We start from the raw sequence: 24,519 nt of genomic DNA on the forward strand, positions 1-24,519 counted from the left end.
GTTTGGAGTTGCTTCAATAACTGTTACAGGGATCAATTCGCCAGCTTCAGTGAAGATTTGAGTCATTCCCACTTTTTTCCCTAAGATTCCTTTTGTCATGAGAAAATAGTTCCTTTTCTATATTTTTTATTCAAAAAGTTTTTAACGAGCGTTTTTTATGCTCAAGGTATCAAGCTTTAGATTAAAGTTTGATTTCTACGTTTACACCACTTGGAAGATCCAATTTCATCAAAGCATCAACTGTTTTTTGAGTTGGGTTAACGATATCGATCAAACGTTTGTGTGTACGCATTTCAAATTGTTCGCGAGAATATTTATATTTGTGAGTCGCACGAATGATTGTGTAGAGGCTACGCTCAGTTGGAAGTGGGATTGGACCCGCAACTTGTGCACCTGTACGAGTAGCTGATTCTACGATTTTTGCAGCCGCTGTATCAAGCGTACGGTGTTCGTAAGCTTTCAAACGGATACGGATTTTTTTGTTTGCCATCTTTTTCTCCTTTTCGTCTATTTAAGATAATAGGCTAGCTCCACAAGAAAACCGACGCGGTGTTGCGTGGCAATGCAACCGAGCGTGTCGCAACCTCTTGCATCAAAGCTAAGGCTGTAATTTACAGCACCATAATAGAATAACACAAAGCCCCTGCGATTGCAAGGGATTTGTTAGCTTTTTTTCGTTTTTTTACTAACCTAAGTTACTAGAGTATGTTCTGATCCTCTTTCGTAAATAAAACTTAGTTTGACAATTTACCCATTTTTGGGGGTGGCGATAAAGATAGATACTGTCTGATCTGGATCATATTTTTCAAAATCAATACTATACTGACGTTGCAGTTCTCTTGCTTCTTCTGCCTGCCAAATTTGTTGCCAGGTATGGAGAAAACCTTTTGAATCACTTGTATCCACCTCAAATACTTGGTAGGTTTGTCCTGAAGTGTCAAAATCCCAGTCTTCTTTATCGGATAGACTACAGAGCGACAAGCTGTAATCCCCCTTGTAGTCGCTGACATAATCATGATAGACTGCATAAATCGGAAGCCCTTGGGCAAATACCTCCTCTACTTCTTTCTGGTGCTCCTGCCATAGATGGCTAATTTTTTCCATCATGTTTGGATCTTGGAAATTATTTGTAGAGATACTGCTGATTATTTTTAAAAACATTCCTTCGCTCCTTTTACTTTCACTTCTAAGGTGACTGACTAGCAATCAACCTCAGCTCTAAACTTTCTAGCTACCAAGAGGCTAATTCACGCAACAAAATGAAATAGCATTCTTTGCGTATAGGATATATCACACCATTCACTATCAACTCCCTTTTCCCAGATAAAACGGTGCCTATAACAAACAAAACGTTCAATTTACCGGTCTCAACCAGAGCTGAAAAACAATGCAGGCTTCAACCAAGACCATCCTTCCAATTCTTATTGATATAGTCTGGAAAGTTTTTAACGAACATTTTTTGTGCTCAAGTCTAAGACATAAAGGGATTCAAACTCAAAGCAAAAATAGGAAATCGACGCGCGTTGTGTGGCAGTGTATCCAATCGTGGTCACAACCTCTTGCATCACAGCTAAAGATGTGATTTACAGCACCACGGTAGAATAACACAAAGCCCCTGCGATTGCAAGGGATTTGTGAGCTTTTTTCGTTTTTTTAGGATGAAACTGTTTTCCCTTTTCATTTTTCCAAGATTGAGGATTTATATCTATAAAAAAACCGTCTTTTCTTCTATATAATACGAGTCATTTTGACCTTGAATGTATCTTCTGATTGATCTACTAAAATGTCCGCTTTAGACTCGGTTTCTCTATAGTATCGCAGATACTGCTCCCGTCTCATCTGATGGCTAGCCAATACAAAAGATGCATCCCGATTTCTCATAGTCGTATCTCGAGCTAAGCGCCTCTTTAATTCGGTCTCCTCATCCGTGTAGAAACAGATAGTTTTGTCAAAGAGTTCCTTTGGCAGAAAGCCCACAGACATCCCTTCAACAATCAGAATCGGCTTGGCTCCAGATAAGATTTCACTAGCCTTCCACGGTTCATCGATTGTTAAGACATCCAAACCTGCCTGCAAGGAGAGAATATCTCTCTGTAAACTTGCCAGTTCATGCGCCACTGGGAGACAAGCTGTCACCTTTTGATTTGGTGCTTGCTTTGGTACTACCAGGTGACGTTCTGAAGTGATATAGGGATCTGTTTCTAGTAAATTTACTGTAGTGGAATCTAGGGCTTGATGTAATTCCTGAGCGAAGGTTGACTTGCCTGAAGCCCCATGACCGTAGATCCCTAGCGTCCTAACTTTTCCCGTTTCTATCTCTGAAACCAGTTGTTCTATCAGGTCTTTTTTCTTCATTCTCTCTTCACCTGTTCATAGCTTTCTTTTCCGTCATTAAGCTTGTCCCAAATCACTACTTGCCCACTTTTGAGAGATTTTTGCACATCGATAATCCGTTGATTAGAAGACCCTCGAAACTGGAGCATGAGATTGCGCTTGCTTTTATCATACCGTCCATCGACAAGGATGTCAACCAGCGACAAGAGTTCCAGTTTATCTGGAGTCTCCAGCATCATTTCTTCCCAAGTGTAGCCCGTCCAGGACCAGATGTCTTTGTCTGGCAATTCCTTTCGGATTCGCTTAACGAGCGGCAAGAGAATACCCGTATTAAGAAAGGGCTCTCCTCCTAGTAGGGTCAATCCTTGAACATAGGGTTGGGCAAGGTCTTCCATGATTTGTTCTTCTAATTCTGCCGTATAGGGAATGCCTGCGTTGAAAGACCAAGTCGCAACATTATAGCACCCCTCGCAGTGAAACATGCAACCTGATACATAGAGAGAGTTGCGCACACCTTCTCCATCGACAAAGTTAAAGGCCTTATAATCAATGATTCGCCCTTTACTAAGCTCCTCGCTTTTCCATTCACCTGGTTTTGGTGTATTCCATGTCATCCTTCTACTCCAAGTCTATCCAGTAACGTTCTACACCATTGCGAACATCCTCAAACACCCCACCATTTGCCACAATAACCGCCCTACTAGCAGGATTTTCCGTACTACAGGTCACAAGTGCTTTTTTGATGTTCTTCTCCTTGGCAACTTGCAGGCCTTGTCCGAGGGCTTCTTTGGCATAACCTTTACCTCTTTCAGAAGGGCGGATGGAATAGCCGATATGCCCCCCATTTTCTAGTAAGTAGTCATTTAATCGGAGACGAAGATTGAGAAAGCCAAGAGCCTGGCCTGCTACGTCAAAACTAATCAGCTGAATAGCAGGAACCCAGTTTTCAGGAATATTGAGTCCCGCTTCTGCTTGAAGATTTTCTTCTATCCACTCTTCATAAACAAAATTGTTGGCGTTCCAAAACCCACCATCGTGGGCTGATTGAGTCTGTTCAAACTCTGCCATCATCTCTAAAACTGTTTCTTTATCTGCCAATGTTGGTCTGCGTAGTATCATTTTCACCTCCAATTAAGAGAAAAGTGAGAGCAGACTCTCACTTTTATTTTTTCTTGTTCTTGTTTAAAAACTGTTCTCTGAGGTTGAGCAAGCGTTCTTTTTTACCTGTTCCACCTTTCGAGTGTTTCTCGTGATAACGGGTCACTTGTGCGCGTCCCTTATCGTCTAATTGGTATTTCCCCATTCCATTTCCTTCTAATTTGTTACTTCATGTCCGGCTGTTTTAATGGTTGAACCGTTCATGTGTTTGACACGCGCAGCGATTTCCTTGTGGCGTCCGTTAACCATCGGACGCGCTTGAGGATTTCCCAGATAACCACACGTACGTTTGACCACATCTACTGTTTTAGGGTCGCTATTGCCACAGTTGGGACAAGCAAATCCTCGCTCAGTTGGTTCAAAATCCCCTTCAAAGTCACACTTGTAGCAACGATCAATCGGAGTATTGGTCCCTAGATAACCGACACGGTCATAGGCATAGTCCCAAACAGCTTCCAGGGCTTTAGGATTTTGTTGAAGAACTGGATACTCACAATAATGGATAAAACCACCTGACGCACCTGCTTCTGGGTAAACTTTCTCAAAGTCTAATTTTTCAAACGGTGTTGGATTTTTACGAACATCGTAGTGGAAAGAGTTGGTGTAGTATTCCTTGTCCGTGATGTCCGGAATAGAGCCGAACTTCTCTGTATCCAAGCGACAGAAGCGGTCTGTCAGACTTTCAGACGGTGTGGAGTAGATAGAGAAATGGTAACCATATTGGTCAGACCACTCTTCCACACGACGTTTCATATCGCGAATGATATCCAGTGTGAATTCCTTGGCTTCAGGATTGCTTTCCCAGCTATTTCCAAAGAAGACTGTAGCCACTTCGTACAAACCGATGTAGCCCAGCGAAACTGTCGCACGGCGATTCTTAAAGAGTTGGTCAACACTTTCTTCTTTTCCGAGACGGCGACCGAAGGCTCCGTACTGATAGAGGATAGGGGCATTCGCTGGTGTTGCTTCCTTGGTTCTTTCCACACGGTAAACCAAGGCATCTTCCGCGATATTCATCCGCTCATTGAAGATTTCCCAAAACTTATTCAGATCTCCTTCAGACTCGAGGGCGATACGAGGCAGATTGACCGTCACAACACCTAGATTCATCCGACCTGAATTGACCTCGACACCATTCTCATCCTTCCATCCTTGGAGGAAAGAACGGCAGCCCATAGGAATCTTGAAGGAGCCTGTCAACTCAATAATCTTATCGTAGGACAAGACATCTGGGTACATCCGCTTGGTTGCACACTCGAGGGCCAACTGTTTGATGTCGTAGTTAGGTGAACCTTCCTCTAAGTTGAGTCCTCTTTTCAACGTAAAGATGAGTTTAGGGAAGATAGCTGTACGGTGTTCTGAACCAAGTCCCTTGATTCGGATGGTCAAGATAGCTTTTTGAATTTCCCGTTCAAAACGACTAGTTCCTAGACCAAAACCTAGTGAAGTAAAAGGTGTTTGTCCATTTGAAGTGAAGAGAGTGTTGATTTCATACTCAAGAGATTGCATGGCATCGTAGATGTCTTTTTGGGTTTTTTTCCAAGCGTAATCTTCCCGTTTTTCGGGCAAGACCCACTCTTCCGCATCCTTGAGGTGTTTTTGATAATTCTTCTCTGCATATGGCGCCAATACTTCATCGATACGGTCAGCTGAGCAGCCCCCGTACTGGCTAGAAGCAACGTTAGCAATGATTTGTGAAATCTGAGCTGTCGCAGTCTGGATAGACTTGGGACTCTCTACCTCTGCATTTCCAATCTTAAAACCATTTTCCAACATGCCTTTAAAATCAATCAAACAGCAGTTGGTCATCGGAGTGTAGGGGCTGTAGTCCAAGTCATGATAGTGGATATCCCCTTTTTGATGAGCATTGGCTACGTGCTTAGGAAGCATTTGTAGCCCGATTGACTTCCCAACAATCCCTGCTGTCAAATCACGCTGGGTGTTGAAGACATCGCTGTCTTTATTGGCATTTTCATTGACAACTGCTTGATCTTTATTGAGAAGTTTATGGATACTAAAGTTGATATCTGTCGCTTTTGAGCGCTCAAAATCCCTTTGTGTCCGATAAGTGATATACTCCTCAGCCAGCGCATACTCTTTGGCTTCAAGGAGTTCATGTTCTACGACATTTTGAATTTCGTAAATCTTGACACCTTGAGGGAAGCGACTGTGAATTTCAGTCACGATTCTTTCAACTAGACCATTTAGGCGTTTTTCTACTAGAGGCGTAACGTCCATAACCTTTTCCGCCGCCTTGTGGAGAGCCTTGTCAATCTTGTCTACATCAAACACTACACGTCTACCATCTCGTTTTTCAACGAACAAGGTGGGAACGGTTGCAAGCTTTTCTTCTAATACAATCATATCCATGCTCTTTTCTAAAATATTGTTGAATTGTTTATATTCAGTATTATACCACTCTAAAAATAAAAATCAATATCTTGTGTTAAAAATCCCAAAAATTTTAAAATTCCACAAGATATTGATCTTTTGTTATTTTGATTTATAAAGTTTGAACTCGCTAGTATCTGTCTGAACAAGCTCATAGTTTTCACTGAGCCAGCTCTCTACATCTGACCACAAGGCAACTTTTTGATTGACCACAATCATCTTCGGTTGATTCTCTTTCAGGTCATTCATCAGTTTGGTTTTATTTTCATCGCTTGCAGTGTAAAGTGTTGGAGTTGATAGAGAAGTCGGCGCCAAGCGTTCACTTGCACGGTAGAAATCAGGACGATCATCCCAAGCATAGACACGATCCTCAGAACTCGTTTGTTGTTTGACCACGCTAGCCAGACGATCTCTCTCCTGATAAGTCGCTGGGTGAGAAAGGTAGCGACTCACGATAGGAAGAACAATGAGATAGGCAAGGGCAATCAGTGGTAGATAGAAATTTCCTTTAAAGAAAGAAGTTTGTTTCTCACGTCTTCTTCTACGACGACTCCCTCCCTCCGAAACATCTTCCTTGATTTCTGTCAGAAGGAGCAGGGCCAAGAAAGGAATTAACACCACAAGACGAGTACCGTTGATAGGCTCTTTGGAGAGAATCAAGATTCCCAAAGAAACCAACACTCCCAAGCTAGCAGCAATTGAGAGGGCATATTGCTTGGCTGGTTTTGACTGGAACAAGCCTGCAAAGAGCAAACCAAGGGAACCTAATCCAATAGCAAGCAAGCCATAGAAGGCTGCATTTTCAAGCAAATGCGAGTTCGAAAAGAGGCTAAGAGTATTTACCGGATACAAGGTCTGGCTAATGGCATCCCCAAAACTACCTGTCCACACTGTATAGTAGCCTAAAGGATAAAATAAGAGCGAAAATCCTAGGGCTGACGCAAAGAACTGATATAGACCATGAACAAAGTGACCTTTGCCTAGATTAAAGCCGATAATCCCCAAGGCCAGTACAGCCGCAAACAAGGCGGTTGGGATTGGCGCAAGGAAGAAAGCGAGAGCAAGGCTCATCCCCACTCGTACAAATCCTTTGTCGTCCTTTGGAAAAGCTAGATAATTTGTAACGATACTCAATGAATAAAATAGGAAAGGCAGGGCTAGCAAAAGAGCATAACCGCCACCAAAAGCGAGACCCGCTACAAGCAAGTATAAAATAAAGACAACTCGCTTCGCTTCCTTTTCTTGGCCGGCAAGAGTATTCGCAGCCTTAAAAAGAAAAACACCTGCTCCAAACAAGGCCAACCACTCAACCAAAGCAATCAGAATACTGCCTTGAAAAAGGTAGGTTAGCACATAATAGAGCAATCCCTCCGTCCCAAAATAATCTGTATACATTTGACCATTTTGATGCAAGGCCCAACCGGTATAAAGATCCTGAGTTTGTTGCGGACTGACTAAACCAAAAATAAAAGGCAGGGCAACCGAAATGGCTGTGGCCACTAAACTCCAAAGCAAAATACTAAAAAAGGGAATGGGAGCTCCTTCTCGTTTCTCTGGCACTGACCAGTCTTGGTAATGAGATTCTTCTTGTTTCTCATCTATTTTCCCGTATACGTTCATTCAATTTCTCCTCTAAGTTTATCTGTTTTAGTATATCAAAATCTTACAGGAATGTCAGCTTGGGATTGATATTTGCTTAATTTCTTATCCAATATCGCAAAGCGTTCGATTTCACGAAAACGATGTAACCTACTAGCTTTATACTCTTTAAAAAAATCTTCATCTTCTAGATTGAGCATTGTTTTCTCCTTTACCTATCTATTCGTAAGAAGAAAAAATAAGATCCAGCCTTGGGCTAGATCTTGGTCGATAGTTAGAGCATAGGTGCAAACAACTGGACAATTTCCTTGATTAGGCTTTGATACCAGCTGGTTTTGATAGTGTGAGGATAAATTTCTTGAGAAACTTTAAAAATCTCTTCGAAGTCTCTTTCAATATCGATGATGGACTGCGTTCTATAAAGTAAGACGGCATTTTCATAGTGGTGGAGCAAGCTCCGATAGTCAAAATTGATGGTCCCCACAGTAGCTGCCTCTCCATCGACAAGCATTTGCTTGCTATGAAGGAATCCCGGACTGTACTCGTAAATGCGAACTCCAGCAGACAACAAGTCAGGATAGGCTCCACGAGTAACCAATTGGATGACCTTCTTATCTGGGATACAAGGCGTCACAATTCGCACATCTACCCCTCTCATAGCTGCATTTTTGATACTTTCAGTTAGATCGTAGTCAGCAATCAGATAGGGAGTCGTAATGTAGACGTAATCTGTAGTTTGGTTGATAAGATTTTGGTAGACCGTTTTTCCAACTTGAGCTCGGTAGATGGGTTTTGGTCCACTACTATAGGGAATACAGAGTCCCATCCCATATTTGGGGTGATTTTCAAGATGGTATTGGTCAAAGTCACTAATCTCTCCACGATTGATGTACCAGGCAGATAAAAAGAGTCTGGTAAAAGCCTTTACTGCTGGACCATCCAACCGAATACCGCTATCCTTCCAGTAACCGAAGCGTTCGATATGGTTGATATACTCATCTGCTAGATTGGCACCACCTGTATAGGCAATCTGCCCATCGATAATCATGATTTTACGGTGATCACGGTTATTATAGGCAACGGTCAAGCGTGGAATCACCTTGTTAAATTTATGGGCTTCAATCCCTCGACCACGAAGCTGGATGGTGTAATCTCCAGGCAAGGTTGCCATACAACCAATATCATCATAGAGGAGCTTAACTTCCACTCCTTGAGCGGCCTTTTCTTCCAAAATCTCTAAAATGCTGTTCCACATCAAGCCTTCTTCGATGATATAGTACTCAAGAAAGATAAATTTCTCCGCTTTCTTGAGATCCTCTAGCATCTGGTGCCACATACTTTCACCAGAGGCAAAAAATTGTGTATCCGTTCGATCATAGACATCAGCATTCGTATCCATGCTGAGGAGAGATTTGATAACTCCGTAAGCTGACTTGTCCTGCTCTTTTAACTCCAAACGGAGAGCTCTGCTATTGTCCTCTCGATCAACCATTGATTGGAGCTGCTTTAGCTGCTTCATTTCTTTTTTAGATAAACGACGCTCTCCAAACATGATATAGAGCAAGGGACCAAATACTGGAACAAAGGCTACTAACAGCCATGTTACCTTGCTCTCAGGATTCATAGAACGATTAACAATCGATACAATGGTCGCCATACTCATCAAAATAACTAGAATAATCCAGAGAATCGGAGCCATCCGACCTAGATAGAGAAATAAACCAAAGATGATAAACAACTCTGCCAACATGATGGTAATACTAAAACCATACTTAGACATGAGTAGCTGCATTTTTCTAGCTGTCATACATCCCCTTCCTTTTCTAACATTCTCCTTAACTGCTTGATAAACTACTGTTTCTACTAGTATACCTCAGTTCAGGGGTAGATGGCAACCTTTTGCCTTTTTCTATGCAAACTATTCCAAGAGCTGCAAGATTCTTAAACTACTCCTTCACTATATGACGTGCTATCCCTTTTTATATTTTTAACTAGAGTATTAAGAGGCTTAAAAAGAACTACCAAAATGATAATTCTTTCCATAATTATTTATATTTTTCAATATCGAACAAATCCTAGGACAGTCGCTATTGAGGTCGTAGAAGGTAAAGTCGGAACCTTAATTCCGAACTTCTATTTAGTTAAATTTGAAGTTCTATTTTGTTAGTACCACTCGGTCAGATGTCTCTCGGTCCATATCGTCGATAATCAATTGATTACCATTAACCGTGTAAATTTTGACATCATCACCGATAATGACACGTTGATTTTCTGGTTCAAAGCTGACTTGCTTGATTTCCTTATCTCCATCTGGCTCGACCTCAGTCCATGTACCAGTTTTACCTGTTACAACAAGAGTGATTTGGTCATTCTCATCTTTTCCAGTATAGGTACCATCGATATTCGTAGGTTGAGCTACAGTAGTGTCCTGACTTGAGGACGCCTGTGGTTGACTAGCACTTGTCGCAGCGCTAGAAGATGATTCTTGTTGAGAAGATGATTGCTGAGCAGATTGCTGGGTAGGGGCTTGTGCCTTAGGTCCACAAGCTGCTAAAAGACTAAGAATTGCTAGGGAAGCAATAGAAAGTGTGAATGTTTTCGTTTTCATAGCGATTTCCTTTCTTTTGTGCCAATGTTTTGCTGGAATCGTTTCCAGATATACCTCCTACCTCAAGTATAACAACTTAAGCCTAGAAGGTCAACTAATCCCATCGCTTCCTTGCAAACTCGCTCGGACTTCCGAGATAAAGTAGAGCGAGCCCGTCACGAAAAGCAAGTCCTGATCTTTGGCCTTTTCTTCAAATTCTCTGATAAAACCGCCATAGGAAGAAATCAAATCGTAACCCGCCACATCCTTTTCATCCAGAGAGCCTTGGTAGTCAAAGCCTGTTACCTTAAGTTCCACCTCAGGCAACTGCTTAGATAGATAGCCTAACATCCCCTGATAATCCTTGCGTTTAAGTGCTCCAAAAAGGATGCGAACCTGGTAACCTTGCTGGATTTTCCCTTGGATAAACTCGACTAGACGAGTCAAGGCTGGCAGATTGTGAGCCCCATCTAGGTAGATTTGTGGACGAATCCGTTCCAATCGACCTGCCCAATGTGTCTCCTTCAAAGCCCGTCTGACAAACTCTTCTTCGACCCTTTCACCTCTTGACGCCATAAACAGAAGAAAAGTTTCTAAAGCCAAGGCGGCATTTTCTTGCTGATAAGCACCTTCTAAACCGATTTCAAGCTGTGAAAAGTTTGCTAGCTTACTTGAAAAATCCCCAGCATTCAAGGTGAAGTCTCGCCCAGCTTGATAAAGTTCGACAGCTAACTCTCTCGCTTTACTTTGACAGACAAGCTCCGCTTCTGGAGTAAGCTTGGCAATGACTGCCTTCTTGCCAGCCTTGAAAATACCAGCTTTCTGCTCGGCTATTTCCTCCAGACTATCGCCCAAGGTCTCCTGATGATCTAGCCCAATCGAAGCAATAACTGCAATCTCTCCTGTTACGACATTAGTGGTATCAAGCAAACCACCAATCCCCACTTCTAGCAGAACCAGATCCACTCCCTGCTCTTTAAAGTAAAGCAAAGCAATCAGAGTCAGTAATTCAAAAAAGGACAACTGGTCATGGGTTTGCAAAAGCGTCTTTTCCATCTCTTTGACTTGGTTAGCTATACGGACAAAGTCTTCCTCCGCGATCGGCTGCCCATTGATACAGATTCGATCATGGATGCTGATGATATGGGGAGAGGTGAAAGTACCAACTTTTTTACCATGAGCAACAAACAACTCTCTCATAAAGGCAATAGTTGACCCCTTACCGTTAGTACCTGTTACGTGGATAATAGGATAAGTCCTCTCTGGATTCCCCAGCAAATCCACAGCTCGCTGCATTCGTCCAAGACCAGATCTAAAGTTTAAACCAATCCGACTATGCAGCCATTCTTCTACTTCAAACATACATGTCTCCTTAACAAAAGTCCAATCAACTACCGCATCAAAGTATGATTGCAAATAAAAAAACGAGGTCGGGACTAAAATCCCGACCTCTTACCTGGTTAGCTAATCACTAGCTACTATGAATTTCAACGTGAGCTAAAAACGTCCCCCGGAATTACTTACGGTCTTTATTTTTAGCGTAAGGGTAAAAATGTTCCTAGAACTTACCAGTTCTCTCTTATTTAAAGGAACTGGGCTAAAAACATCCACTGGATGTTCCTGCTTTTTCTTATTTCTAGAAGCAGGGGTAAAAACGTCCCCCGGACTTACCAGCTCTCTCTTATTTCAGGGAGCTGGGCTGATACAGTCTCCCAGACTGTATCACTCCTCCATAAAGCTATTGAAGACTTCTTCAATCATGTTCCATTCGTCTTCTGAGTCTTCTGGAATTGGTTGCAATTCGCCTTCTGTTCCGTCTTCATTTTCGATGAATGAGTAAGCTTGGATTTCAACTTCACCATTTTCATCTTCTTCTGCGTTAACTGGCACTAGCAGAACATAGTTTTTACCAAATTCTTCTTTCCCGTCGATGGTCAAAAGAATTTCAAACAAGGTTTCATTTCCTTGCTCATCTACTAGTGTAATCAATTCACGTTCTTCGTGGTCATGGTTGTGATCGTGTGACATAGTTTCTCCTCTGTCTTAAAATTTTCTATCTAAATAATTTTGCAAAATCAGCTGAGCAGCCAACTTATCAATAACTTTTTTGCGTTTGTTACGGCTGATATCTGCTTGTTCAATCAACATACGCTCCGCAGCGACAGTCGTCAAACGCTCATCCTGATAGTCTACTGGTAAACCAAAAAGTTCCTCTAATTTTGCTCCGTAGGCTTGACTAGCTTCTACCCGTGGCCCACTGGTATTGTTCATGTTTTTAGGTAGACCTACTACAAAGCGTTCCACCTTATAGTTGTCAACCAATTCCTTGATACGGTCAAAACCAAACTGGCCTTGATCCTCATTAATCTGGATGATTTCAAGCCCTTGAGCAGTGAATCCTAGTGGGTCGCTAATGGCAACGCCCACTGTTTTTGAACCGACGTCCAATCCCATAATTCTCATAGATTATAGATCGACTCCTTGTCCTTTAAGGTAGTAGCGTACCAATTCTTCAACAATTTCATCACGCTCATACTTACGGATTTGATTTCGTGCATTGTTGTAACGAGGAACGTAGGCAGGGTCTCCACTCAATACATAACCGACGATCTGGTTAATCGGATTGTAGCCCTTGTCATTCAAAGAAGCATAAACATCTGTCAATGTTTCGCTAATTTCTTTCTTATTGGAATCATCCAATTTAAACCGTACAGTTTCTTCAGTAAATCCCATTCTAACACCCTCTTTCCTTAGAATAGTACTATTATAGCACATTACCTGACGTTCTACAAATAAGTCAGTCTATTTATTTGGATTTTCTATTGTTCTGTCGCCCCATTTGCCACTCTGTCAGCAATATACTGGCTAGGTTCGTTTTTTAAGAGATTTTCAAGGCCGATATTTTTTAAATATTCCAGCTGAGATGCCTTTTTGACGTCCAATACTTGAAAATCATAAGTCGTTGTAGTCTGGATTTCTGTCTCGCTGAGTAGCTTTGTTTCCAGTTTGAATCCTGCTAGTTTGCGTGCCTCTTGGATGGTCTCATCCTTTTCTTCCACTTCTAGAAGCGCTTTTTGCGTCTCCTCTAGGCCATTTTCAGAGATAAAGGTCTTGAGTTCATCCCCGACAGGTCGTTTTTGCTGAATGGTCAAGGTCAAAAACTGATTACCTTTATAGGTAATGGTCTGAGTCTGCTGCGTTCCATTTTCTGACTTCGGCATCAACAGGGTCTTGGTAACAACCGTATTCTTTTCGGCATTGTCCAAAACGGGAAGGTTTGATTGAAGAGGTTCAGATGCTGTTGTGGTAGCAGCAGGAGTTTCCTTTTTTTGCCCACATCCCGCAAGCAAAAAGAGGAGAGCAAAACTAGCAATTAGTAACTTTTTCATAATTCCTCACATGATTTTAAAACAAAAGAGCAAACAAGGCCAGGAGTCACTCCCAGCCTTGATGTTTTATAGAGCTGCACGTAGACGTGCTTCTGCATTTTCTACATTACGGACAGAGCGTGGCAAGAAGGCACGGATATCATCTTCTTTATAGCCGACTTGTAGGCGCTTCTCGTCAACGAGAATCGGACTCTTTAAGATCCGTGGTGTTTCCATGATTAAGTTGAGCACTTCATTGACACTCAAATCCTCGATGTCAACTCCAAGTGCCTTAGCGTAGCGGTTTTTTGACGAAACGATACTGGCAATTCCATTATCTGTTTTCGTGAGAATATCTAATAACTCTTCTCTTGTAATTCCTTCTTTACCGAGATTTTGTTCTTTATAACTTAACTGGTGGGCATTGAGCCAGGTTTTCGCTTTTTTACAGCTAGTACAACTTGAGACTGTATAAATTTTGATCATGTACCTACCCCTTTCGCTACATGTTACTATCAGTTTAGTCTATTATACCATAAAAAACATCCGACTTGCGACCTATTTTTTAAAAAAAATTAACTTTTTTCGCGATTTTCGTACTTTTTTCTTGACAAAATCAATTTATAACCAACTTTTAAATTTTTTGATATACAATCGTTTTACAACTGTAACACTTATCATATAGAGAACGATAATCAAAAGCAAAAAGAGGAAATAAATTGGTTCCAAAGGGGTTAAATGAAGCAGGCTAGCAATTGAAGAGTAGGGAAGGAAGGTCACAAAACTAGCTGCTAGCAAGGTTGTCCCAAGAACAAACCATGATGGACGACTTTGTAAGAAAGGAAGTTTTGCTGAACGGAGCATATGGATAACCATGGTTTGGGACCACATGGATTCAATGAACCAACCTGTCTGGAACAAAATAATAAAGCCCGTTGCAGACTCTGCTCCGTGAGCATAGGCTTGACCTGTCGCCATTGGGACAATGACAAAATAGAGTAAGATAAAGGTCAAAATATCAAAGGCAGAAGAAATCGGACCCATCCAAATCATAAAGCGAGTAATAGACTTAGCCTCCCACTTATGAGGATGTTTCAAAAAGTCTTCATCCACATTATCAAATGGCAAGGCAATGCAAGAAAGGTCGTAGACGAGGTTCAACACAATCAAGTGAATCGGAGCCATAGGAAGGAAAGGTAAAAAGATACCAGACACTAGCAGAGAGAAAATGTTCCCGAAATTAGAGCTGACCGACATCTTGATATATTTGGTCATATTAGCATAGACTTTGCGTCCTTCAACCAGCCCTTTTTCAAGCACCATCAAATCCTTATCTAACAAAATGACATCAGCCGTTTCTTTGGCAATATCTACTGCTGTATCAACAGAAATCCCCACATCTGCCACTTTCATAGAAGGGGCATCATTGATCCCATCTCCCATATAGCCGACACAATGTCCATTCGATTTGATTTGTAAAATGATTCGTGCTTTTTGATCCGGAGAGAGTTTGGCAAAGACAGTCACTTTCTCAACTGCTTGGGCCAATTCTTCGTCCGTCATAGCGTCAATATCAGAACCCAACAAGATTTGATCAACGTCTAAACCAACTTTTTCGCATACTGCTTGGGTTACCTTCTCATTGTCTCCCGTCAAGATCTTTGTTTGAACACCGTGTTCTAACAAAGCTTGGATAGCAGGTGCTGCTGATGGTTTTGGTGGATCTAGAAAGGCAAGATATCCGGTTAGAATCATCTCTTTTTCATCTTCAACGGAGTAAGCAAAACCTTCTTTTAGGCCTGTTTTATAGGCGACTCCCAAGACTCGCAATCCCTGTTGATTAAGTTGATCTACTTCTTTTAAGATTTCCACTCGGATATCATCCGTCAGAGGGCTAATCTGACCTTGATATTCCACATGGGTTGAAATCGCAAGCATTTCCTCTAGGGCACCCTTGGTTACCAAACTAACAACTTCGTTCTCATCCTTGACGATGACACTCATCCGTCTGCGTTCAAAATCAAAGGGTAATTCATCTATTTTTTGGAAGCTAGTATCCAAATTTTGTAGAATAGCGTGTTCTTTAGCTTCTTTTTCAGTTCTACTGATAATGGCACGGTCCATCAAGTTCTTCAAACCGGTTTGAAAATAGGAATTGAGATAAGCCCGTCTCAACACAGACAAATCCAAATCTCCATGTATATCCAAAGGATATTCCAGGACAATTTCGTCTTGGGTAAGGGTTCCGGTTTTATCCGTGCATAGGATATCAATAGCACCTAAATCTTGTATGGCATTGAGTTTCTTGATAACCACTTTTTCCTTGGCCATGATAATGGAGCCTTTTGCTAGACTGGCCGTGATGATCATAGGAAGCATCTCAGGTGTCAATCCAACACCAACACTCAGTGCAAACACACCTGCTTCCAGCCAGTCGCCATCTGTCAAGCCATTGGAGAGAAAGACGATGGGAACCATGACTAACATCAAACGGATTAAGAGCCAAGAGATGCTGTTCATCTCCCGTTCAAAAGAGGTCGGTTCGTCATAGGTATTGAGAGTCTGCTCGATTTCTCCCATCATGGTGTCATCACCGACCGCTAGAATCAAAGCCTTAGCGCTTCCTGATATCACATTGGTTCCCATAAAAGCGAGCGCTTCTGCTTCTAGCAGACTATCAAAATTTGACTGACTCATTTTTGACAAGGCTAGTTTTTCAACCGAGTCACTTTCACCTGTCAAACCAGACTGTTGAACAAAGAAATCACGTGATTCAGTCAAAAGGAGGTCTGCTGGAATCATATCCCCAGCACTTAATTTGACTATATCTCCAACGACCAAATCTTCAATTGCGACCTCAAAACTCTGGCCTTCGCGGATAACTGTGGCTGTATTCACAATCATTTTTGATAGATTGGTCGCAGCCTTGTCACTCCGCAGTTCTTGGACAAAGCGTATGCCACCAGAGATTAGAACGAGAACGACGATGATGATAGAGGTCGTCGGATCTTCTTGTCCAGGCTTCGCCAACCAGACATTGGTCACCATGGAAATCATAGCGATGACCAGCAGGATGATTGTAAATGGATTGATAATAGATTCGTAAATCTTTTTGAGGATACTGTCTTCTTGACCCTTGGTGATGGTGTTTTCGCCATATAGGTCACGATTTTTCTCCACCTGCTCCTCAGTCAAGCCTGTTAGACTTGTCTTATAAAAAGATAGAGTTTCTTTTAAAGGTGTATGAATAGCTGTTGCTAATCTTTCTTTTGTAGTTTTCATTGGTTTCTCCTATCTGTATGAATGATATGTTTCATACACAGAGACCAATCACTTTATAAGGGCAGAACGACACAAATCAGCGATTGGCTGTGTATGTGCGGTTCTGGATGATCGTCAATTTGCATCGTTTGTCTCCTTTCCTTGTTCTAAAACAGTAGAAAATCCCACCATAAAATGGCAGGATTAAAAAACTAATTATCTGTTTTTTCGTTCAAGCTTTAACTCCATAGGGCAATGTAATGAGCTTAGTCTTGGCCTTCGCGACCAGAACTGTTGACCAACGAGTAGTGTCTCCACTGCTTTGCGGTAGTCATCCGTATCCCTATGGTAGCCTCACCTACCGTTTTCGTCTATCAGTATAAACCTTTAAAATATAAAAGTCAACGATTTATCATAATTTTCTTAAATAACAATTAATTCCTTCGGCGCTAGAGTCAACAATTCGCAACCGTTATCTGTAATTAAGATATCATCTTCAATACGAACGCCGTATTTACCTTCAATATAGATACCCGGTTCATCAGTCAAGACCATACCTGCTTGAATGCTCTCGGTAGAAGTTTGGCTAAAATAAGGTTCTTCGTGTATATCCAGTCCGATACCATGGCCAATACCGTGAGTAAAGTAGTCGCCATAGCCTGCCTCGATGATAATATCACGAGGGATTTTGTCAAAGTCACGGAAACCTAAGCCAGCCTTAGCTTGGTCAATCAGAGCTTGGTTGGCTTTCAGAACTGTATTGTAGATCTCTGCCTGCTCGTCACTGACATGACCTAGATAAATGGTCCGTGTCATGTCACTGACATAGTGGTCGTAGAGACAGCCGAAGTCCATGGTGATGGCTTCTCCCGCTTCAACTGGTTTGTGCATTGGATGGGCATGGGGCTTAGAAGAGTTGATACCACTGGCTAGAATGGTATCAAAAGACAAGCCAGATGCTCCCAGCTCACGCATTCGGAAATCAAGGAAGTTGGCAATTTCAATCTCAGTTCTTCCTGGTTTGATAAAGTCAAGTGCATCTCGGAAAGCTTGGTCTGAGATAGAACATGCCTTACGAATAGTCGCAATCTCCTTCTCATCCTTAATCATACGAAGCGTTTCAACAAACTGAGTCTGAGGAAGCAAGTCCAAACCTGCAAAAGCAGCCTGCATACGGTGGTAATAAGAAACCGAAACCTCGTCCTCAAAACCGACGCGAGACAAGCCCATATCCTTAACAATGCCTGCAATAACAGCCAATTCATCGCGGTCAGCCACAATCTCAAAACCTGTCACTTCTTGCTTAGCTGCAATGATATAGCGAGAGTCTGTCACCAAAACCTGACGGTCACGGCTGATAAAGACTGTTCCATTTGAACCCCAAAAACCAGTCAAATAATAGACATTTTTAAGGTTGTTGATGATGATCCCATCTAGTTCTTTTTCTTGCATTTTAGCTAAAAATGCTTGCACACGTTTATTCATTATCTAACTTTCCTTTCAAATAGTGTCCTGTGTAGCTGGCTTCATTGGCCGCTACTTCTTCGGGAGTTCCTGTTGCAATGATGGTTCCACCACCGACACCGCCCTCAGGTCCCAAGTCAATAATATGGTCTGCAGTCTTGATAACATCCAGATTGTGCTCGATGACGAGGACTGTATTGCCATCGTCGACAAAGCGAGCCAAGACCTTGAGCAGACGAGCGATGTCTTCGGTATGAAGTCCTGTCGTCGGCTCATCGAGAATGTAGAAAGATTTTCCTGTCGATCGTTTGTGGAGTTCACTAGCCAGCTTCATACGCTGGGCTTCTCCTCCTGAAAGGGTGGTAGCTGGTTGTCCTAAGGTTACATAGCCCAGCCCTACATCCTTGATAGTCTGGAGTTTGCGTTGAATTTTTGGAATGTGTTGGAAAAATTCCACCGCATCATTAACCGTCATATCCAAGACTTGCGAGATGTTCTTTTCCTTGTAGTGAACTTCTAGGGTTTCACTGTTGTAGCGAGTTCCATGGCAGACTTCACAAGCCACATAAACATCTGGCAAGAAGTGCATCTCAATCTTGATAATCCCGTCACCTGAGCAGGCTTCACAACGACCACCCTTGACGTTGAAACTGAAACGACCCTTCTTGTAGCCTCGAATCTTGGCCTCATTTGTCTGGGCAAAGAGGTCACGGATGTCGTCAAAAACTCCCGTATAGGTAGCAGGGTTGGACCTCGGCGTCCGTCCGATTGGACTCTGGTCAATATCAATCAGACGATCGACATGCTCAATCCCTGTGATGGTTTTGAATTTACCAGGCTTGTCTGAATTGCGGTTGAGCTTCTGGGCAATAGCTTTTTTGAGGATGCTGTTGATTAAGGTCGATTTCCCTGAACCTGACACACCTGTCACCGCAATGAATTTTCCTAATGGGAAGCGAGCAGTGATATTTTGCAAGTTGTTCTCACGCGCACCCGTCACCTCGATAAAACGACCATTTCCGGCACGGCGCTCTTCTGGTACTGGAATCGCTCGTTTTCCTGATAAGTACTGGCCTGTGATAGACTTGCTGTTGCGAGCCACCTGCTTGGGTGTTCCTGCAGCGACAATCTCTCCACCAAAAACACCAGCTCCCGGACCAACATCAATCAGATAATCCGCCTCACGCATAGTATCTTCGTCATGTTCTACCACGATGAGAGTATTGCCCAAGTCACGCATCTTCTTCAGGCTGGCAATTAAGCGGTCATTATCCCTCTGGTGAAGACCAATCGACGGCTCATCCAGGATATAGAGGACACCTGATAGGTTGGATCCAATCTGGGTTGCCAAGCGAATACGCTGACTCTCCCCACCTGAAAGGGTTCCTGCCGAACGCGACAGAGTCAGATAGTTGAGTCCCACATTATTGAGGAAGGTCAAGCGATCCTTAATTTCCTTGAGAATAGGACGAGCAATAATGGCTTCATTTTCAGACAAGGTCAGCTGGCTCACCAAAGCCAAGTGGTCTGCGATTGAGAGGTCTGAAATCTCTCCGATATGTGGCCCTTGCTCTCCACCCACACGGACAGACAAGGCCTGGTCATTGAGACGGTAGCCGTGGCAGGTTCCACAAGTCAGCTCATTCATGTAGAGACGCATCTGGGTACGGGTGTAGTCACTGTTAGTCTCATGGTAACGACGCTTGATATTATTGACAACCCCCTCAAAAGGAATGTCAATATCGCGCACACCGCCAAATTCATTCTCATAGTGGAAATGGAATTCCTTGCCATCAGACCCGTAGAGAATCAAGTTCTTATCTTCTTCTGACAAGTCCTCAAAGGGCTTATCCATATCCACTCCAAAAGCTGTCATGGCCTGCTCTAGCATATTTGGATAGTAGTTGGATGAGATAGGATTCCAAGGTGCCAAGGCTCCCTCACGCAAAGTTTTGCTGGTATCAGGAACCACCAAGTCAACATCCACCTCCAGCTTGATGCCCAAACCATCACACTCACTACAAGAGCCAAAAGGGGCATTGAAGGAGAAGAGACGAGGCTCTAACTCTGGTACTGTAAAACCACAAACTGGACAGGCATAATGCTCAGAAAAGAGCAACTCAGAATCGTCCATAGTGTCGATAATCACATAACCTTCTGCGATACGAAGGGCAGCCTCAATGGAATCAAAGAGACGGCTACGAATGCCCTCCTTGATGACAATACGGTCGACCACGACATCGATATTGTGTTGCTTACTCTTAGACAGCTCAGGCACTTCGGTCACATCATAGACTTCCCCATCCACTCGGACACGAACATAGCCATCTTTCTGAATCTTTTCAATGACACTCTTATGTTGCCCTTTTTTCTTACGGATGACCGGAGCTAAAATTTGCAGACGTTGCCGTTCCGGCAACTCCAAAACCTTATCCACGATTTGTTCTACAGAAGAAGCCTTGATAGCCCCATGCCCGTTAATACAGTAAGGCGTCCCCACACGTGCGTAGAGGAGACGCAGATAATCATTGATTTCAGTCGTCGTTCCCACGGTCGAGCGAGGGTTTTTGCTGGTGGTTTTCTGGTCGATGGAAATAGCCGGGCTGAGGCCATCAATGGCATCCACATCTGGTTTTTCCATGTTGCCCAAAAACTGGCGAGCATAGGCTGACAAGCTCTCTACATAGCGGCGTTGCCCCTCAGCATAGAGGGTATCAAAGGCCAGGCTGGATTTCCCCGAACCTGACAAACCAGTCACAACAACCAGCTTGTCTCGCGGAATCTCCACATCAATATTTTTTAAGTTATGGGCACGTGCCCCATGAATCACAATTTTATCTTGCATCTTTGTTCTTTCTAGTCCATTATTGCTTTCCATTATACCAAAAAATGTGAAATTCTATTACCCAAAAAGCTGTTTTTATAGTATAATAGTACGGTGCAAAAAATGAATCACTGAATAGTAGGAAAGGATAGGGGATATGAAACAAGTTTTTCTCTCAACAACAACGGAATTTAAAGAGATCGACACGCTTGAACCGGGTACTTGGATCAACCTCGTCAATCCTACACAAAATGAATCGTTGGAAATCGCTAACGCCTTCGACATTGACATTGCCGACCTTCGAGCACCACTCGATGCGGAAGAAATGTCCCGTATTACCATCGAAGATGAGTACACTTTGATCATCGTAGACGTTCCCATCACAGAGGAAAGAAACAATCGCACCTACTACGTCACGATTCCGCTGGGGATTATCATCACTGAGGAAACCATTATCACCACCTGCTTGGAACCCCTCCCCGTTCTCGATGTCTTTATCAACCGTAGACTGCGCAACTTTTACACCTTCATGCGTTCACGCTTTATCTTCCAGATTCTCTACCGCAACGCCGAGCTTTACCTTACGGCCCTTCGTTCGATCGACCGTAAGAGTGAACAGATCGAAAGTCAACTTCACAAATCTACTCGAAACGAAGAGCTGATTGAGCTCATGGAATTGGAAAAGACCATCGTCTATTTCAAGGCCTCACTGAAGACGAACGAGCGCGTGATTAAGAAATTGACCAGTGCAACCAGCAATATCAAAAAATACTTAGAGGACGAAGACCTACTTGAGGATACCCTGATTGAAACCCAACAGGCCATCGAGATGGCAGATATCTATGGAAATGTCCTTCACTCTATGACAGAGACCTTTGCCTCTATCATTTCCAACAACCAGAACAACATTATGAAAACCCTGGCTCTCGTGACCATCGTTATGTCTGTCCCAACCATGATCTTCTCAGCCTATGGGATGAACTTCAAGGATAATGAAATCCCTTTGAACGGTGAACCACACGCCTTCTGGTTAATCGTCTTTATCGCCTTTGCTATGAGTGTTTCGCTCACTCTCTATCTCATCCATAAAAAATGGTTCTAAGAGGAATCCCTATGTCTCAGATTGATTTACAAAAATTAACCAAGAAAAACCAAGAGTTTATCCACATCGCTACCCAACAATTTATCAAAGATGGTAAAACAGACGCTGAAATCAAGGCTGTCTTTGAGGAAGTCATTCCTAAAATCCTTGAAGAGCAAGCAAAGGGGACGACTGCACGTTCCCTCTACGGGGCTCCAACCCACTGGGCTCATAGCTTCACTGTCAAGGAGCAATACGAAAAAGAGCATCCAAAAGAAAATGACGATCCAAAACTCATGATTATGGACTCAGCCCTTTTTATCACCAGTCTCTTTGCATTGGTTAGCGCTCTAACTACCTTCTTCTCTACAGATCAGGCTATTGGCTATGGATTGATTACCCTCTTGTTGGTTGGACTTGTAGGAGGACTTGCCTTCTACTTGATGTACTACTTTGTCTACCAGTACTATGGACCAGACACAGACCGTAGCCAACGTCCTCCATTCTGGAAGTCCATCCTAGTAATTTTGGCCTCTATGGTCCTTTGGTTGGTTGTCTTCTTTGCAACAAGCTTCCTACCAGCAAACCTCAATCCAGTCCTTGCTCCATTGCCTTTGGCTATCCTGGGAGCTACCCTTCTCGCTCTTCGCTTCTATCTCAAGAAACGTTTCAATATCCGAAGTGCAAGCGCGGGCCCATCACGTTATTAAGAAAAGTGAAAAGCTATGGCATATAGTCAATCTTTAGCTCAGCAGATTCGAAAAATTCTAGCACTCAAACTTCCTCCCCAAATTTTCGAAGAAGAGTTAGAAGAAAAGAGACTGTTTGGTGGCCTGGCCTTTATGATTCGTGGGAAAATGGTCCTTACAGTCAGTTCCAGAAAGGACGAGCTGGTTATGGTGAGAATTGGCAAAGAAATGGAAAAGCAAGTTCTACCCCGAACAGGAGCTCATACTACATTGATGAGAGGGCGACCTTATCATGGCTATATAGACCTAGATATCGAAGGTCAAAAAGAACTTCCTTACTGGATTGATTTAGCTCTCTCCTATAATCAAGAGTTGACCAAGTAACTCATATCCAGCGAGATTAGAAAAACGAAAAGCAACTGCACAGGCGGTTGCTTTTTCACTTGCTTTCTTGAAATTCAATAGAACTTCTGAGTCTGATTCTTATAGTTTTCTTTCATCTTTTGTGATAAAATAGGCTCATACTCAATGAAAATCAAAGAGCAAACTAGGAAGCTAGCCGCAGGCTGTACTTAAGTACGGCAAGGCAAAGCTGACGTGGTTTGAATTTGATTTTCGAAGAGTATCAATCTATTTCTAGGAGGATGAGATATAGTTTCTACTATTGGTATTGTTAGTTTGTCTAGTGGTGTTATCGGAGAGGATTTTGTCAAACACGAAGTCGATTTGGGTATTCAACGTCTCAAGGATTTGGGACTTAATTCTGTCTTCTTGCCCCATTCGCTAAAGGGTTTAGACTTTATCAAGGACCATCCTGAGGCACGTGCAGAAGATTTGATGCAGGCCTTTTCGGACGATAGCATCGACATGATCCTATGCGCCATCGGTGGGGATGATACCTATCGTTTACTACCTTATCTTTTTGAAAACGACCAGCTTCAAAAGGTTATCAAACAAAAGATTTTTCTTGGCTTCTCAGATACAACCATGAATCATCTCATGTTGCATAAACTAGGGGTCAAGACTTTTTATGGGCAATCCTTTCTAGCAGACATTTGTGAATTAGACAAGGAGATGTTGCCCTATAGCTTTCACTACTTTAAGGAACTGATTGAGACTGGGAGAATCTCAGAAATCCGCCCTAGCGACGTTTGGTATGAAGAACGGACTGACTTTAGTCCCACGACCCTGGGAACAGCTCGTGTCAGTCATAAAAATACTGGTTTTGACTTGTTGCAAGGAAGTGCTCAGTTTGAGGGAGAAATTCTCGGCGGTTGTCTTGAATCTCTTTATGATATCTTTGACAACTCTCGATACGCAGACAGCACGGAGCTCTGCCAAAAGTACAAACTTTTCCCTGACTTATCCGACTGGGAAGGAAAGATTCTCTTACTAGAAACAAGCGAAGAAAAGCCTGAGCCGGAAAACTTCAAACAGATGGTGCAGACTTTGAAAGAAACTGGAGTATTTGAGGTAATCAGTGGACTCTTGGTCGGAAAGCCAATGGATGAAACCTTCTATGACGACTATAAGGAAGCACTATTGGATATCATTGATAACAATATCCCGATTGTCTATAATCTAAATGTCGGCCACGCAACGCCAAGAGCCATTGTTCCCTTTGGCTTTCACGCCTATGTAGATGCACAGGAGCAAGTCATTCGCTTTGACGATAACAAAAAATAAACAATTTCTCCATTTTTGTGCTTTGGTATTGATTTTCGTTACAATTTGTGTCTGAATTTATTGCATTTTGCTTATTT

General features: G+C 42.7%; 24 protein-coding genes, 1 pseudogene and 1 riboswitch. Of the genes and pseudogenes, 4 read left to right on the top strand and 21 right to left on the bottom strand.

Annotated features, from left to right (window positions below; all coding sequences use genetic code 11):
• From PCY17_RS04320 to uvrA, 21 genes and pseudogenes are all read right to left on the bottom strand, one after another.
• Nucleotides 1-99 (bottom strand): annotated as a pseudogene (locus tag PCY17_RS04320) (50S ribosomal protein L3); the annotation flags it as partial.
• Nucleotides 100-181: 82 nt separating this feature from the next.
• Nucleotides 182-490 carry a 30S ribosomal protein S10 gene (rpsJ, locus tag PCY17_RS04325; protein ID WP_001284514.1) on the bottom strand — a complete coding sequence of 103 codons (309 nt, stop codon included), beginning with the start codon at nt 488-490 and terminating at the stop codon, nt 182-184.
• A gap of 257 nt (nt 491-747) precedes the next feature.
• Complete coding sequence (locus PCY17_RS04330; protein ID WP_084880400.1) at nt 748-1,161, bottom strand: effector binding domain-containing protein; 414 nt, start codon at nt 1,159-1,161, stop codon at nt 748-750.
• A 567-nt stretch (nt 1,162-1,728) separates the two neighbouring features.
• Nucleotides 1,729-2,355 carry a uridine kinase gene (locus tag PCY17_RS04335; RefSeq protein ID WP_084880399.1) on the bottom strand — a complete coding sequence of 209 codons (627 nt, stop codon included), beginning with the start codon at nt 2,353-2,355 and terminating at the stop codon, nt 1,729-1,731.
• Nucleotides 2,352-2,948, bottom strand: coding sequence for an anaerobic ribonucleoside-triphosphate reductase activating protein (nrdG, locus tag PCY17_RS04340; protein WP_049477379.1), 597 nt, complete (start codon nt 2,946-2,948; stop codon nt 2,352-2,354). The genes PCY17_RS04335 and nrdG overlap by 4 nt, the downstream gene beginning before the upstream one ends.
• Before the next feature lie 4 nt (nt 2,949-2,952).
• Nucleotides 2,953-3,453: a GNAT family N-acetyltransferase gene (locus PCY17_RS04345; RefSeq protein ID WP_049477380.1), complete on the bottom strand. Its 501-nt coding sequence runs from the start codon at nt 3,451-3,453 to the stop codon at nt 2,953-2,955.
• Nucleotides 3,454-3,496: 43 nt separating this feature from the next.
• The gene (locus PCY17_RS04350; RefSeq protein WP_000521625.1) at nt 3,497-3,637 is read right to left on the bottom strand and encodes a hypothetical protein; all 141 of its coding nucleotides are present in this window, start codon (nt 3,635-3,637) and stop codon (nt 3,497-3,499) included.
• 11 nt (nt 3,638-3,648) lie between these two features.
• Nucleotides 3,649-5,856: an anaerobic ribonucleoside-triphosphate reductase gene (gene nrdD, locus PCY17_RS04355; protein ID WP_301391974.1), complete on the bottom strand. Its 2,208-nt coding sequence runs from the start codon at nt 5,854-5,856 to the stop codon at nt 3,649-3,651.
• Nucleotides 5,857-5,985: 129 nt separating this feature from the next.
• Nucleotides 5,986-7,503, bottom strand: coding sequence for a damage-inducible protein CinA (locus PCY17_RS04360; RefSeq protein ID WP_084944294.1), 1,518 nt, complete (start codon nt 7,501-7,503; stop codon nt 5,986-5,988).
• 35 nt (nt 7,504-7,538) lie between these two features.
• Nucleotides 7,539-7,682, bottom strand: coding sequence for a hypothetical protein (locus tag PCY17_RS04365; protein WP_162837248.1), 144 nt, complete (start codon nt 7,680-7,682; stop codon nt 7,539-7,541).
• Between the two features lie 74 nt (nt 7,683-7,756).
• On the bottom strand, nt 7,757-9,289 hold the full coding sequence (cls, locus tag PCY17_RS04370; protein ID WP_084944293.1) for a cardiolipin synthase: 1,533 nt from the start codon (nt 9,287-9,289) through the stop codon (nt 7,757-7,759).
• A 348-nt stretch (nt 9,290-9,637) separates the two neighbouring features.
• Nucleotides 9,638-10,090 (bottom strand): SP_0198 family lipoprotein, encoded by a 453-nt coding sequence (locus PCY17_RS04375; protein ID WP_084944292.1) that lies wholly within the window; start codon nt 10,088-10,090, stop codon nt 9,638-9,640.
• A gap of 90 nt (nt 10,091-10,180) precedes the next feature.
• Complete coding sequence (locus tag PCY17_RS04380; RefSeq protein ID WP_084944291.1) at nt 10,181-11,431, bottom strand: folylpolyglutamate synthase/dihydrofolate synthase family protein; 1,251 nt, start codon at nt 11,429-11,431, stop codon at nt 10,181-10,183.
• A gap of 360 nt (nt 11,432-11,791) precedes the next feature.
• A complete protein-coding gene (locus PCY17_RS04385; protein WP_000017624.1) occupies nt 11,792-12,097 on the bottom strand; it encodes a DUF1292 domain-containing protein in 306 nt (101 codons plus the stop codon).
• A 15-nt stretch (nt 12,098-12,112) separates the two neighbouring features.
• On the bottom strand, nt 12,113-12,532 hold the full coding sequence (gene ruvX / locus PCY17_RS04390) for a Holliday junction resolvase RuvX (RefSeq protein ID WP_049477385.1): 420 nt from the start codon (nt 12,530-12,532) through the stop codon (nt 12,113-12,115).
• Nucleotides 12,533-12,535: 3 nt separating this feature from the next.
• Complete coding sequence (locus tag PCY17_RS04395; protein WP_000507059.1) at nt 12,536-12,802, bottom strand: IreB family regulatory phosphoprotein; 267 nt, start codon at nt 12,800-12,802, stop codon at nt 12,536-12,538.
• An 86-nt stretch (nt 12,803-12,888) separates the two neighbouring features.
• Nucleotides 12,889-13,458: an SP0191 family lipoprotein gene (locus PCY17_RS04400; protein WP_301391980.1), complete on the bottom strand. Its 570-nt coding sequence runs from the start codon at nt 13,456-13,458 to the stop codon at nt 12,889-12,891.
• A gap of 66 nt (nt 13,459-13,524) precedes the next feature.
• Entirely contained in the window at nt 13,525-13,923 is a 399-nt protein-coding gene (gene spx / locus PCY17_RS04405) for a transcriptional regulator Spx (RefSeq protein WP_000591165.1), read from the bottom strand.
• A gap of 135 nt (nt 13,924-14,058) precedes the next feature.
• Nucleotides 14,059-16,719 carry a magnesium-translocating P-type ATPase gene (mgtA, locus tag PCY17_RS04410; RefSeq protein WP_084944289.1) on the bottom strand — a complete coding sequence of 887 codons (2,661 nt, stop codon included), beginning with the start codon at nt 16,717-16,719 and terminating at the stop codon, nt 14,059-14,061.
• Between the two features lie 195 nt (nt 16,720-16,914).
• Nucleotides 16,915-17,066: riboswitch (M-box (ykoK) riboswitch) on the bottom strand.
• Between the two features lie 55 nt (nt 17,067-17,121).
• Complete coding sequence (locus PCY17_RS04415; protein WP_084944288.1) at nt 17,122-18,183, bottom strand: Xaa-Pro peptidase family protein; 1,062 nt, start codon at nt 18,181-18,183, stop codon at nt 17,122-17,124.
• Nucleotides 18,176-21,007 (bottom strand): excinuclease ABC subunit UvrA, encoded by a 2,832-nt coding sequence (gene uvrA / locus PCY17_RS04420; protein ID WP_301392004.1) that lies wholly within the window; start codon nt 21,005-21,007, stop codon nt 18,176-18,178. Before uvrA ends, PCY17_RS04415 begins: the two co-directional genes overlap by 8 nt.
• A 136-nt stretch (nt 21,008-21,143) precedes the next feature.
• On the opposite strand from uvrA, the gene PCY17_RS04425 reads away from it, so the two are divergent.
• From PCY17_RS04425 to PCY17_RS04440, 4 genes are all read left to right on the top strand, one after another.
• Nucleotides 21,144-22,088 carry a magnesium transporter CorA family protein gene (locus tag PCY17_RS04425; RefSeq protein WP_000815617.1) on the top strand — a complete coding sequence of 315 codons (945 nt, stop codon included), beginning with the start codon at nt 21,144-21,146 and terminating at the stop codon, nt 22,086-22,088.
• Nucleotides 22,089-22,099: 11 nt separating this feature from the next.
• Nucleotides 22,100-22,777 carry a DUF1129 domain-containing protein gene (locus PCY17_RS04430; RefSeq protein WP_000077995.1) on the top strand — a complete coding sequence of 226 codons (678 nt, stop codon included), beginning with the start codon at nt 22,100-22,102 and terminating at the stop codon, nt 22,775-22,777.
• A 15-nt stretch (nt 22,778-22,792) separates the two neighbouring features.
• Nucleotides 22,793-23,140 (top strand): TfoX/Sxy family protein, encoded by a 348-nt coding sequence (locus PCY17_RS04435; RefSeq protein ID WP_084859656.1) that lies wholly within the window; start codon nt 22,793-22,795, stop codon nt 23,138-23,140.
• A 267-nt stretch (nt 23,141-23,407) separates the two neighbouring features.
• Entirely contained in the window at nt 23,408-24,442 is a 1,035-nt protein-coding gene (locus PCY17_RS04440) for a S66 peptidase family protein (RefSeq protein WP_301392101.1), read from the top strand.
• Nucleotides 24,443-24,519 lie beyond the last annotated feature (77 nt).

It is taken from the genome of Streptococcus sp. SO2, assembly GCF_030440025.1.